Source organism: Streptococcus sanguinis (assembly GCF_050223295.1).
Classification (GTDB): Bacteria; Bacillota; Bacilli; order Lactobacillales; family Streptococcaceae; genus Streptococcus; species Streptococcus sanguinis_X.
On record NZ_CP071424.1, the window covers coordinates 43792 to 56426 of the forward strand.

A 12635-nucleotide genomic window follows, 5' to 3' on the forward strand; every position below is an offset into this window, starting at 1 on the left:
TAATTTAGATAAATAATTCGTAAAAATGCGGTGATTTTTACGTGATGTGTTAGCTCGGTGCGTAAGCACCTATGATATGAACATAGAGGTATCTCAGTTATGAAGCTTTTGGTTGTTGGTTCAGGCGGTCGTGAGCATGCGATTGCCAAGAAGTTATTGGAATCTCAGGGTGTGGAGCAGGTGTTTGTCGCTCCTGGAAATGATGGCATGACCTTGGATGGGTTGGATTTGGTGAATATTGGAATTTCCGAACATTCCAAACTAATTGAATTTGCCAAGGAGAATGATGTTGCTTGGTCTTTTATCGGTCCAGATGATGCGCTGGCAGCTGGAATTGTAGATGGTTTTAACCAAGCTGGGCTCAAGGCTTTCGGCCCATCTCGTTTAGCAGCGGAGCTGGAGTGGTCCAAGGATTTTGCCAAGGAAATCATGGTTAAATACGGTGTTCCGACAGCAGCCTATGGCACATTTTCTGACTTTGAGGAAGCTAAAGCCTACATTGAAAAGCAGGGAGCACCTATCGTGGTCAAGGCGGACGGCTTGGCTCTGGGCAAGGGTGTGGTCGTCGCAGAGACTGTGGAGCAGGCGGTCGAGGCCGCTCACGATATGCTCTTGGACAATAAGTTCGGCGACAGCGGTGCACGTGTGGTTATCGAGGAGTTCCTGGACGGCGAGGAGTTCTCCCTCTTTGCCTTTGTCAATGGCGACAGGTTCTACATTATGCCGACAGCACAAGACCACAAACGGGCCTACGATGGGGACAAGGGGCCCAATACAGGCGGCATGGGAGCTTATGCGCCAGTGCCTCACCTGCCACAAAGCGTGGTGGAGCAGTCAGTTGAGGCGATTATCAAGCCCGTTCTCAAAGGCATGATAGCTGAGGGCCGACCTTATCTGGGCGTGCTCTATGCTGGGCTGATTCTGACAGCAGATGGCCCTAAGGTCATTGAGTTCAACTCGCGCTTTGGCGACCCAGAGACCCAGATTATCCTGCCGCGTTTGACGTCTGACTTTGCGCAGAACATCACGGACATTTTGGACAAGAAAGAGCCTGCTATCACTTGGTTGGATGAGGGCGTGACCCTTGGCGTGGTTGTCGCTTCAGAGGGCTACCCGCTGGACTATGAAAAAGGCAAGCCTCTGCCGGAGAAGACAGCTGGCGACATCATCACCTACTATGCTGGGGCTAAATTTGCGGAAAATAGCAGAGCACTGCTGTCGAATGGCGGTCGAGTATACATGTTGGTCACCACAGCTGATACCGTCTCAGCTGCGCAGGAAAAAATCTACGACCAACTAGAAAAACAAGACACAACAGGCCTCTTTTATAGGCATGACATTGGTGGTAAGGCTTTGTAAATCAATGAAACTTTTAGCCGTGAGACTTAAATATAGAATTCAGGTGTTTGAAAAATGAAAAATAGGCTGCTATTTTTAGAAGGTTCAAGCTTGACCTCACGAGAAACTTTGACAGTTTTGTTGAAAGAAGACTATAAAATTGATGTATTATCTCCTAAAAGATTTTCCATTGCACACTTCAGTCGTCTAACCCATAGAGTTCCGATAGTTGATGTGAACCGTTTTCCTGTAGATTATTTGAGACAGGTTAGTCAGTTGCTTCGTAAAACCAATTACAAGGCCATTTTGCCAACACATGAGGAAGGCTGGTTATTAGCAAATGGAAAGCAATTTTTACCTCAATCGCTACCAATCGCCCTTGCTGATAAAGAACAGTTTGAAAAGTTAGCTGGGAAGATTGCTTTTGCTGAAACTGCGGATTTGTTAGGAATCCCCACACCTAAGTGGGAGCACGTGAAAGATGCAGACTCCATCCGGCTAGACTATCCTTATTGGCTGAAAGCAGATTATGGTACTGCCGGTCGCTCGGTTTATAAGATTTCAAGTAAGAAAGATTTGGCTGAAGTGACGAGCAAATTAACAGCGAGTGATGAGGAATGGATGGTTCAGCAAGACATAGTTGGAGACTATGGTCAGGTTCAAGCAGTGTTTGATCATGGAGAATTACTCGCAGTGCATTCTAGCGTAAAAGTAGGTTCTGGCGCGGGTGGTTCGGCTGCGGCAAGATTAAGCATAGAATCTAAAAGAACGAGAGAGCATATTGAAAAATTAGGACAATATATACAATGGCATGGTTGCCTAACCCTAGATTTTATACGTAGGGGAAACCAATTTTACTATATAGAGTGTAATCCTAGAATGGTAGAGCCTGCTAACGCCTATAAAGCAGGAGTTAATTTTCCAAAAATCATGATAGAACTAGCCAGTCACAGCTACGCTAAATCTGAGGTCATTCTTGGTCAAGCAGGTGTTGAGACGCATAGTCTGATGGCTTTGATTATTGGAACTGCTGAGAAGACGAAAAGTAGAAGAAAAATATTGCAGACAATAAAGTACTGGCTTTTAAGACGTGATAGTGAAGAAGTGTTGACACCTGTCTGGAAGGATTTGCCGAGCATTATACCTCTTGTGACAATTATACTTCGTTTATTGTTAAAACCTAAGAGCGTTGAAAATCTGGTTAATCAGACTGTTAAACATTATAGTGTTGAATCAGCCACTGTAAAAAATATTGAGCAAAAGAATTAGTTTATTCAGAGGAGAAAATATGAAACCAATTATTTCCATCATCATGGGCTCCAAATCTGACTGGGCAACCATGAAAAAAACCGCCGAAGTCTTAGACCGCTTCGGTGTAGCCTACGAAAAGAAAGTTGTCTCTGCCCATCGCACGCCGGACCTCATGTTTCAGCATGCCGAAGAAGCTCGCAGTCGTGGCATCAAGGTTATCATAGCTGGTGCTGGTGGCGCAGCCCATTTGCCAGGAATGGTAGCAGCAAAAACCACTCTGCCAGTCATCGGTGTACCCGTCAAATCACGCGCTCTTAGTGGAGTGGATTCGCTCTACTCTATCGTACAGATGCCGGGTGGTGTACCAGTAGCAACTATGGCCATTGGGGAAGCAGGAGCAACAAATGCGGCTCTCTTTGCCCTCCGCCTTCTTTCAGTGGAGGATCAGGCTATTGCGACAGCTTTGGCAGATTTTGCTGAAGAACAAGGAAAAATCGCTGAGGAGTCTAGCAATGAGCTCATCTAAAACAATCGGAATCATCGGTGGCGGTCAGCTGGGACAGATGATGGCCATTTCTGCCATCTACATGGGGCACAAGGTCATCGCGCTGGATCCTGCGGCGGACTGTCCGGCCTCTCGTGTGGCAGAGATTATCGTGGCGCCTTATAATGACGTGGACGCCCTTCGTCAGCTGGCTGAACGTTGCGATGTCCTCACCTATGAGTTTGAGAATGTTGATGCTGACGGTTTGGATGCCGTTATCAAGGATGGTCAGCTCCCTCAAGGGACGGACCTGCTCCGCATTTCGCAAAATCGCATTTTTGAAAAGGACTTTCTCTCAAACAAGGCCCAAGTCACCGTGGCACCCTATAAGGTCGTGACTTTTAGCCAAGACTTAGCAGATATTGACCTGTCGAAAAACTATGTTCTCAAAACGGCGACTGGTGGCTACGATGGCCATGGGCAAAAGGTCATTCGCTCAGAAGCAGACTTGGAAGAAGCTTATGCGTTAGCCGACTCAGCAGACTGCGTTTTGGAAGAATTTGTCAATTTTGACCTTGAAATTTCCGTCATCGTATCTGGAAATGGCAAGGACGTGACGGTTTTCCCAGTTCAGGAAAATATCCACCGCAACAATATCCTGTCTAAGACCATCGTGCCAGCCCGCATTTCAGAAAGTTTGGCTGACAAGGCCAAAGCTATGGCAGTGCGAATCGCAGATCAGCTTAACTTGTCTGGAACCCTTTGCGTGGAAATGTTTGCGACAGCTGACGACATCATCGTCAACGAAATCGCGCCACGTCCACATAACTCAGGGCACTATTCGATTGAAGCTTGTGATTTCTCCCAGTTTGATACGCATATTCTCGGTGTTCTCGGAGCACCGTTGCCAGCTATCCACTTACATGCGCCAGCTGTCATGCTCAACGTACTCGGCCAGCATGTCGAGGCCGCTGAGAAATATGTCACAGAAAATCCAAGCGCCCACCTCCACCTGTATGGTAAAATAGAAGCGAAGCACAACCGCAAGATGGGACATGTGACTTTGTTTAGTGATGTGCCGGATAGCGTGATTGAGTTTGGGGAGGGGATTGATTTTTGAAATGACAGAAGAATTTGATGAATTGCTAGATGACGAAATAACGACCGTAACACTGACTTATACGGACGATTTGATTGTTCCAGAGATTGCTGATAGAGAGGGGATTCATATTTTAGAGAGAGCTGGCAATCAGCTAGTCTTAGAATATTCTTGTTCCGTGAAGGAAGTTAAGGATTATCTGAGTAGTTACGGCCTGCCTAGACATCCTGAGAGAATTTCATTTGAATTTTCTATACATGAAGACTCAGAAAATGATAATCTTTAAAGCTAAATGGAGACCAGTTTATGATTCAAATTATTGTCAACGCTTTTGTGGAAAAGGATAAGACTGGAGCTGTCGTAGAAGTCTTGTTTGCTAGTAACAATCACGAAAAGGTGAAAGCCAAGTATGAAGAGCTAGTTGCTCAATACCCCGAAAACTATTTAGCAATTTATGATTTACCGACGGAAACGGACTTGAATACACTAGATCACTATCCGTCTGTATGGATTGGGAAAGAGGAGTTTGAGTGATAAAGGTAAAGTCTAAAGTTAAAATAATTTTTTATGAGGAGGAGAATGCTTGAACGAATTGGAAAATAATTATTATAAAAGTTGGACATTTAGGATCAGCATTGCATTGATATTTATATATATGGGAATGAGCTACTTTTGTAATTATTTTACTCAACATATCTTCAAACGAGGCTTTGGAGTTCCAATTTTTTTATTTGGAATTTTAATTATAAATTGGTTTTTTAGATTTAAAAAAACATTTTGGGCTGAACTAAGCCAAGATGATACTGGATTTACTGAGGATGAGTTTGAAAATTATAAAAAGAGTACTAATTGTTTATTCGGGACTTTTTTAGTTTTAAATTCAATTATTTGGTTCTTTTTAACCTATTGTACAAATAATTTTGAAGAAAAGTTGGTAGATTTTTTTGTGCTTGAATTTTTTCTTTCCTCCGTTTTATTTGTAGTGTTAATTGCTATATTTATACCACAACAAAGAGCAATATTAAAATATGATAATAAGGGAATCAACAAAAATTTTTACCTTAATGTTTGGAATTGCTATGTTTATAAAGACAAAGGGATTAAGAATATTGATTTATTTTTCTCAAATGCATCCAGTATTACGAATAATGAGTTAAACTTGGTAAAAGAAGGTTTGTCTAATGAAGAGATTGATCAACTTGAAAATTTTAAACTATATTCAGAACTGCCTAGGTATCGAGATAGTGTAGAGTTATCTTTTACAACAATAGTAAAAAAAATAGTTAAAGTAACAGGTTCAATAACATTGTTTGGTTTACTATATAAGTTGGGAAGCTTGATATTTACAGAAATTAACAAGGAAAATAGGGAGAGTAATAATATTATAAGATTGTTACTTAATTATGGTAGTACAATTGCTTCGTTAGTTATTCTGATTCTACTCTTTTGGTTTGTAATATCTTTGGTTTTCTATGAACTTTCTTCTGCACAAAAAAGAAAACAGATTGATTATATTTTTCCAAAGTTAGTTGAAGAAACTTTAGAAAAAAAGAGAAAAAATTAAATTAAAAGTAAATAATTATAGGAGAAATAAGGAGAAACAATATGATCAACCGTTATTCACGCCCCGAAATGGCGAACATTTGGACTGAGGAAAATAAGTACAAGGCTTGGCTGGAAGTAGAGATTCTGGCTGATGAGGCCTGGGCTGAGTTGGGTGAGATTCCCAAGGAAGATGTGGCCTTGATTCGTGAAAAGGCTGGCTTTGATATTGACCGCATCTTGGAGATTGAGCAGGAGACGCGCCACGATGTGGTGGCTTTCACGCGGGCGGTTTCTGAGACGCTGGGTGAGGAGCGCAAATGGGTGCACTATGGCCTGACCTCGACCGATGTGGTAGATACAGCCTACGGCTACCTCTACAAGCAGGCTAATGACATCATCCGTGAGGATCTGCGTCGCTTCACTGACATCATTGCAGAGCGGGCGCGGGAGCACAAGTTTACCATCATGATGGGTCGTACCCACGGGGTGCATGCGGAGCCGACGACTTTTGGTCTCAAGCTTGCGACTTGGTACAGCGAAATGAAGCGCAATATCGAGCGTTTCGAGCTTGCGGCTGCGGGTGTGGAAGCTGGGAAAATCTCTGGTGCGGTTGGGAATTTTGCCAACATTCCACCATTTGTGGAAAGCTATGTCTGTGAGAAATTAGGCATCCGTCCGCAGGAGATTTCGACTCAAGTCTTGCCACGCGACCTCCACGCTGAATACTTCTCAGCCCTAGCCTTGATTGCGACATCTATCGAGCGCATGGCGACCGAGATCCGTGGACTGCAAAAGTCTGAGCAACGCGAAGTGGAAGAGTTCTTTGCCAAGGGGCAAAAAGGTTCATCTGCTATGCCTCACAAGCGCAACCCTATCGGATCTGAAAATATGACTGGTCTGGCGCGTGTCATTCGTGGTCACATGGTGACAGCCTTTGAGAATGTCTCTCTCTGGCATGAGCGCGACATTTCCCACTCATCAGCTGAGCGGATTATCGCACCGGACACGACCATTCTCATCGACTACATGCTCAACCGCTTCGGTAATATCGTCAAGAACCTGACCGTCTTCCCAGAAAACATGAAGCGGAACATGAACTCAACCTTTGGTCTTATCTTCAGCCAGCGGGCTATGTTGACCTTGATTGAGAAAGGCATGACTCGAGAGCAGGCTTATGATCTGGTGCAGCCAAAGACTGCTCAGTCCTGGGACAATCAAGTAGACTTCAAGCCTCTGCTCGAAGCGGATCCAGAAGTCACTTCTCGTCTGACTCAGGAAGAGATCGATGAAATCTTCAATCCTACTTACTACACCAAGCGCGTGGATGAAATCTTTGACCGTATTGGATTGTGAGAGTAGATAATGAATGTAGATAATATACTAAGTTGGTTTGCTAATATAATTAAAACAACGCCAGATGGAGTAATTCAGGGCTTAATTGCAAGTGGTGCATTCTTTATTTTAAACAAAGTATTGAAGAAACTACCGGTGATAGGTCCAAGGTTTTCTGAATGGAGTAATAAACTATCAAACTTTTTTAATAAGAACTCACTAGAAATTTCAGAAAATACAATAATAATTCCAACGCCTAGGTATAAACCAGGATTGGATTTTAAAATAAGAAAGAAACCTAAGCAAGATCAAACTAATAAAAATATGAGTAATGATGATTTTTGGGGAATTATTATTTTATCGTTAATTGGTATTGTTGTAATAGTTTCTATGTTTATAGAGTATAAAAATGAAATTTCACTAGTTTTAAAATGGTATGGTTTAGTTCCTCTAATTTTCTCAATAGTAATTTTATTCATTGTTGCGATTAGTGGTCGTATTCAAAAATCTACATTAATTTATCTTATTTATTCGATACCTATCTCTATGCTTACTATTTATTATGGCGTTAATTTATTAAAATTATCAGAAGGCATGTCAGCGACTTTTACAAATGGTGAGCTAGTTAAAAGCGTGTATAAAATAATAGGTATATCAATCGCAGTTATCCAACAATTTGTAGCATATTTTATGATATTTAGAAACCTATTAATTCATGTTGCAAGAAAAATAAAAGTTCCTGAATTTATAAAAAGAGCTATACATAATACAGCATTTTTGGAATCGCAAATTGTTCTATTTACTATGATTATTTTATTTTCTTTGTTTTCATACTTGATGGCTTCGGGTATACTAATCTCGTGGATCCAAGATTTTTTCAAAATAATATAGCATACATATTATAAATCTTTAAAAATCATCAATAAGCAAATTTGCTATGCCACAAAAGCGTGTGGGGCTGGATTAAACATAAAAACGAGCCTGGACAAAAAGTCCAGGCTTTTTCTAAATTAGAAAAAATAGATGACGCAGTGGTTGATTGGTCTCTTCCTTCGCTTTTTAAGCTCCAAAGATGACCTGATCAACTGTGTGGGGGCGGGAAGACGAACTTTTTAACTTGTTTGAAGTTCTTTTCCACTCCCGTTTTCTTTATCTTAAATTTGACTGGCCAGCTGCCCAATTTTCTTGAGCATTTCTTGGCGTTGTTGGTCTGTTTTGCGTTCTACTCCGTTGAGCTCTGTCAGTTTGACGGGAGAAATACCGCAAAGTTTCAGGATTTGATTTTTAAGTACCTTGCCGTAGTCTTGGACGAAAGGCAGAGCAAAACCTGGAGTATTGTGGCTGACGATAATCCAGCCAGACTTGCCTTGCAGGTGACCTTGCATACCGACTTTCTTATAGGAGTAGGCGAAGTCAGCCGCAAAAACACGGTCGATAAAGCCCTTGAGAATGGCCGGCATACCGCTCCACCAGATAGGGAAAATGAAAATCAGATGGTCTGCCCAAGTAATCAAATCCCGGTATTTTGCCATTTCAGGGTCTTTGTGCAGGTCACGACGTCTATGTTCTTGGTCAAAGCGCAAGATTGGGTCAAAATTTTCAGCATACAAGTCCAAGGTTTTTACCTCATGCTTCTTAGAAAGGTTGCTTTGAACTTCTTTGAGAATAGCAGCATTGAAGCCTGTTGGGCTGGGGTGGGTGTAAATAATCAAGGTTTTCATGATCGTTCTCCTTTGATATAAATGTCAAGCATATGCTCAATCGTGCTTTGGATGGCTTGAGGATCAAGGTCTTGGCCGATAGGGCTATTAGCCAGAACGGCTAGGCCTGTGATAAAGCTCCAAAAGTGAAAAAGACTTTCCGCTTCGCTATTACTAAAATTTTCCTCCTTGCGAAGCTTTAAAACAAGCTCCTTAAATTTATCAAATCCAGGCAGGTCAGACTCCAAGAGTATGGTGTCCTGCGTCACCTTCATATATTTAAAAGGAAATTTGATAAAAAGTGCTTCAAAAAAATGAGGGTAGGTCTTGGCAAAAATAACGAAATTAAGACCAAGCTGGATCAGCTGATCACGCGCAGAAGCTGTCGCATCAATCTTTTCATTGATTTCCTGGTTGAGAAACAGCGAAAGCCGGGCCAAAACGACCTTGAGGTAGCCTTCCTTGCTCTCAAAATGTCGGTAAGGGCTGCCGTGAGTTACACCGCAGGCCTTGGCAACAGTCCTGAGCGAGAGCTGTTCAATTCCATGTTTTCCGATTTCTTCAATCCCTGTTTGAATGAGCTGTTCTTTCAGCTGGGCAGTATTGCGTTTCATTCATTTTCTCCTAAAGTATACACTGTCTACTTATCTATCTTTAGTATACGCTGTCAACTTTTTATTGTCAACTAATTTGATGCTTCCTTCTAATCTAGGATGTGGCAGAATTTGCTTTCAGTAAGATAAAATGTTAAAATAATATCAAAATGATAGCGCTTTCTTTTTAGGGCGAATTGCTCAATTTAGAGAAGCGCCGAGAAACGGAGGACACCTATGAAGAAAATTATCAACGACCCAACAGCGGTTGTGAACGAGATGCTGGAAGGATTGGCCTATATTCACAGCGATTTGGTTTATCGGGTGGAGGGCTTTGATATCATTGCCCGCAAGAGTGAGAAGACAGGCAAGGTTGGCTTGATTTCTGGCGGTGGCAGTGGTCATGAGCCTTCCCATGCTGGCTTTGTCGGTGAGGGCATGCTGTCGGCCGCTATCTGCGGAGCGGTCTTTACTTCACCAACACCTGACCAGGTCTTGCAGGCTATCAAGGAAGCAGATGAGGGAGCTGGGGTCTTCATGGTGATCAAGAATTACTCCGGTGACATCATGAACTTTGAAATGGCTCAGGAAATGGCTGAGATGGAAGGGATTGAAGTGGCTAGTGTCGTCGTAGATGACGATATCGCAGTGGAAGACAGTCTCTATACTCAAGGTCGCCGTGGAGTGGCTGGCACCATCCTTGTCCATAAAATTCTAGGAGATGCGGCGCGAGCAGGCAAATCTCTGACTGAAATCAAGGCTCTAGCTGATGAGCTGGTCAAAAATATCCACACGGTCGGCTTGGCTCTGAGCGGTGCAACCGTTCCGGAAGTCGGCAAGCCTGGTTTTGTTTTGGCTGATGATGAGATAGAGTTCGGCATTGGTATCCATGGTGAGCCCGGCTATCGCAAGGAAAAGATGCAGCCGTCTAAGGACTTAGCCAAGGAATTGATCGAAAAACTCAGTCAGTCTGTTGAGCTCAAATCTGGCAAGAAAATTGGCATTCTCATCAATGGTATGGGTGCAACACCGCTCATGGAGCAGTATGTCTTTGCGGCCGATGTAGCAAATCTCCTGGCAGATGCTGGAGTCGAAGTTGTCTATAAAAAGCTGGGTAATTACATGACTTCCATTGATATGGCAGGGATTTCTCTGACCTTTATCCAGTTGGATCAGCCTGACTGGCTGACAGCGCTCAATAACCCTGTCATGACAGCTGCTTGGTAAGGAGGTGCTTATGGACGCAGCAAGAGCAAAAAAATGGATGCAGTTGTTCAACGAGAAGATCCAGGATCAGAAAGACTATCTGTCTGACCTTGATACACCCATCGGTGATGGCGATCATGGTGCCAATATGGCCAGGGGAATGGCGGCAGCAGTAGAGAGTCTAGCTGCTAAGGACTTTGCCAGTGCGGCTGAGGTTTTTCAGGCTGTTTCTATGCAGCTGATTAGCAAGGTTGGCGGTGCTTCAGGCCCTCTTTATGGCTCGGCCTTCATGGGCATGGCCAAGGCTGAAAAAGACGGCAAGGACTTGTCAGAAGTCATCCAAGCTGGGCTGGACATGATTCAGAAACGGGGCAAGGCTGTGCCGGGTGAGAAGACCATGGTGGATGTCTGGTCGGGGATTCCTCTTTCTCTGCAGTCCGGAGACTTGACGCGTGAAATGATTGGTTCCCTAGTGGAAGCGACTAAGGATTTGAAGGCGACCAAGGGGCGGGCTTCCTATGTCGGTGAGCGCTCTATCGGTCATATCGATCCCGGTTCGGCTTCATCTGGTCTCCTCTTTGAGGCTCTTCTAGAAACGGAGGCAGGCTGATGGCAGATACTGGCATTCTTATCGTTTCCCATTCCAAAAACCTGGCCCAAGGCTTGTTTGATCTCATTTCGCAGGTGGCGGCAGATGTGGCCATCAGCTATGTGGGCGGGTTGGACGACGGCAGCATCGGGACGAGCTTTGAAGGGATTCAGGCAGCTTTAGATGCCAATGACAAAGACACTATTTTAGCCTTTTTCGATCTGGGCTCAGCTCGGATGAATCTAGAAATGGTCGCAGACTTTTCTGACAAGGAAATCATTATCAATAATGTTCCTTTGGTAGAGGGCGCTTATACGGCTGCTGCCCTTCTTCAGGCCGGGGCAGATTTGCCTAATGTTTTGCTTCAGGTCCGTGAATTAGAAATAAAGAAATAGCAGGTTTTCTAAAGACTTGATAAACGATTTCATTTGAAAAATAAAGAACATTTTATATCAAAAAGCTGAGATTTAATCCCAGCTTTTTTGCTTTATCACTGTACCAATTTTCAGGGGAACAACCAGTATTTCTTATTTCTTTCTTCTTTAAATTGATTAAAAATAGGACGAAATCATAAGTTTCGTTTACTTTTTGACAGAATTTACTTTTTAATGAACAAAAGTTCTTAGAATGGATTGCAAATTGGTATAGATAGACTTATAATAGATATAAGCACACAAGATGAAAGAAAAAACGACAGCCGATTAGAAGCCATCGTTTTTAATCTTAGTGGTCCCGATTGCAGGAAATGAACTTAATCTTGAAGAAGTCACCGCGTTTGTAAGTTTCGCTGTACTCTAAGATTTGTCCAGTGCTTTCCAGCTGGGTAATCTTCACCTGATGAACGGTCGGGAAGTTGGTATCAACTTCCAGTACTTTCGCAACATCTTTTGGTGTTGGGAAGACAATTTCATTGGTTTCTTCAAAATGCTCATCATTCATGTGAATGTGGTAGTCAGTTTTGAAGCGGTTGTAGATAGAGCTGTAGTAGTCCATATCTGGATAATTCGGATTGATGTACTGCTCAGGGATATAGGTTTGGTGATAGATATAGATTTTATCGCCAGTCCGTCTGACCCGGTCAATCTTATAGTAGAACTGCGTTGGTGCCAGTTCTAGCTTATCCAAGATTTTCAGGTCATTCCCACGCTTGATGGAGAGAACAGTCACCTTATCTTTTTGGATAGGGAAGGTCTCAACGTCAGAAAATTCCACCAGCTTGTGCTTTCTTGCACGTGAAACGAAGGTTCCCTTGCCTTGCTGGCGGATGATGTAACCATCGTTGGCCAGTTCATTCAAAGCGCGGACAACAGTAATGGAGCTGACATTAAACATCTGAATCAGCTCAGCCTCTGTGTAAAACTTATCGCCATTTTCAAATTTGCCAGAAATGATTTGCTGCTTGAGCTCATCTTTGATTTGTTGGTATTTTGGAATAGCCATTTTGTTCACCTCTCTTTTTTTACTTTTCTTACTTAAGATTTTAACATATTTTTAAAAA

15 protein-coding genes are annotated in these 12635 nt (G+C 42.9%); 12 read left to right on the plus strand and 3 right to left on the minus strand.

Annotated features, from left to right (window positions below):
• Positions 1-99 precede the first annotated feature (99 nt).
• Genes purD through J1C77_RS00325 form a run of 9 tightly spaced genes read left to right on the plus strand, consistent with a single transcriptional unit; the run spans position 100 to position 7940 of the window.
• Positions 100-1359 carry a phosphoribosylamine--glycine ligase gene (purD, locus tag J1C77_RS00285; RefSeq protein ID WP_002920486.1) on the plus strand — a complete coding sequence of 420 codons (1260 nt, stop codon included), beginning with the start codon at positions 100-102 and terminating at the stop codon, positions 1357-1359.
• A gap of 54 nt (positions 1360-1413) precedes the next feature.
• Positions 1414-2607, plus strand: a complete 1194-nt coding sequence (locus tag J1C77_RS00290; RefSeq protein ID WP_002917927.1) for an ATP-grasp domain-containing protein — start codon at positions 1414-1416, stop codon at positions 2605-2607.
• Between the two features lie 19 nt (positions 2608-2626).
• A complete protein-coding gene (gene purE, locus J1C77_RS00295) occupies positions 2627-3115 on the plus strand; it encodes a 5-(carboxyamino)imidazole ribonucleotide mutase (protein ID WP_002917921.1) in 489 nt (162 codons plus the stop codon).
• Positions 3102-4193, plus strand: a complete 1092-nt coding sequence (gene purK, locus J1C77_RS00300; protein WP_002922786.1) for a 5-(carboxyamino)imidazole ribonucleotide synthase — start codon at positions 3102-3104, stop codon at positions 4191-4193. The genes purE and purK overlap by 14 nt, the downstream gene beginning before the upstream one ends.
• 1 nt (position 4194) lies before the next feature.
• Entirely contained in the window at positions 4195-4458 is a 264-nt protein-coding gene (locus tag J1C77_RS00305) for a hypothetical protein (protein WP_002931759.1), read from the plus strand.
• 20 nt (positions 4459-4478) lie between these two features.
• On the plus strand, positions 4479-4706 hold the full coding sequence (locus J1C77_RS00310) for a hypothetical protein (RefSeq protein WP_002922785.1): 228 nt from the start codon (positions 4479-4481) through the stop codon (positions 4704-4706).
• A 49-nt stretch (positions 4707-4755) separates the two neighbouring features.
• On the plus strand, positions 4756-5736 hold the full coding sequence (locus J1C77_RS00315; RefSeq protein ID WP_042763077.1) for a hypothetical protein: 981 nt from the start codon (positions 4756-4758) through the stop codon (positions 5734-5736).
• Between the two features lie 41 nt (positions 5737-5777).
• Positions 5778-7070, plus strand: coding sequence for an adenylosuccinate lyase (gene purB, locus J1C77_RS00320; RefSeq protein WP_002922783.1), 1293 nt, complete (start codon positions 5778-5780; stop codon positions 7068-7070).
• 9 nt (positions 7071-7079) lie between these two features.
• Positions 7080-7940, plus strand: coding sequence for a hypothetical protein (locus tag J1C77_RS00325; RefSeq protein ID WP_002922781.1), 861 nt, complete (start codon positions 7080-7082; stop codon positions 7938-7940).
• Between the two features lie 263 nt (positions 7941-8203).
• Here J1C77_RS00325 and J1C77_RS00330 read toward each other — a convergent pair whose 3' ends face one another.
• Together J1C77_RS00330 and J1C77_RS00335 are read right to left on the minus strand one after the other, a co-directional pair.
• Complete coding sequence (locus tag J1C77_RS00330; protein WP_002922778.1) at positions 8204-8770, minus strand: NAD(P)H-dependent oxidoreductase; 567 nt, start codon at positions 8768-8770, stop codon at positions 8204-8206.
• Entirely contained in the window at positions 8767-9363 is a 597-nt protein-coding gene (locus J1C77_RS00335; RefSeq protein ID WP_002922773.1) for a TetR/AcrR family transcriptional regulator, read from the minus strand. The genes J1C77_RS00330 and J1C77_RS00335 overlap by 4 nt, the downstream gene beginning before the upstream one ends.
• A 216-nt stretch (positions 9364-9579) precedes the next feature.
• Here J1C77_RS00335 and dhaK point away from each other — a divergent pair, with 216 nt between their 5' ends.
• The 3 genes from dhaK to dhaM are packed head-to-tail and all read left to right on the plus strand — an operon-like array spanning position 9580 to position 11532.
• Complete coding sequence (gene dhaK, locus J1C77_RS00340; RefSeq protein WP_002922771.1) at positions 9580-10569, plus strand: dihydroxyacetone kinase subunit DhaK; 990 nt, start codon at positions 9580-9582, stop codon at positions 10567-10569.
• A 10-nt stretch (positions 10570-10579) separates the two neighbouring features.
• Positions 10580-11158 carry a dihydroxyacetone kinase subunit DhaL gene (dhaL, locus tag J1C77_RS00345; protein WP_002922769.1) on the plus strand — a complete coding sequence of 193 codons (579 nt, stop codon included), beginning with the start codon at positions 10580-10582 and terminating at the stop codon, positions 11156-11158.
• Positions 11158-11532, plus strand: coding sequence for a dihydroxyacetone kinase phosphoryl donor subunit DhaM (gene dhaM / locus J1C77_RS00350; RefSeq protein WP_002898815.1), 375 nt, complete (start codon positions 11158-11160; stop codon positions 11530-11532). Before dhaL ends, dhaM begins: the two co-directional genes overlap by 1 nt.
• A 328-nt stretch (positions 11533-11860) precedes the next feature.
• Here the strand turns inward: dhaM and J1C77_RS00355 are convergent, their stop codons facing one another.
• Positions 11861-12577 carry a GntR family transcriptional regulator gene (locus J1C77_RS00355; RefSeq protein ID WP_002901967.1) on the minus strand — a complete coding sequence of 239 codons (717 nt, stop codon included), beginning with the start codon at positions 12575-12577 and terminating at the stop codon, positions 11861-11863.
• Positions 12578-12635 lie beyond the last annotated feature (58 nt).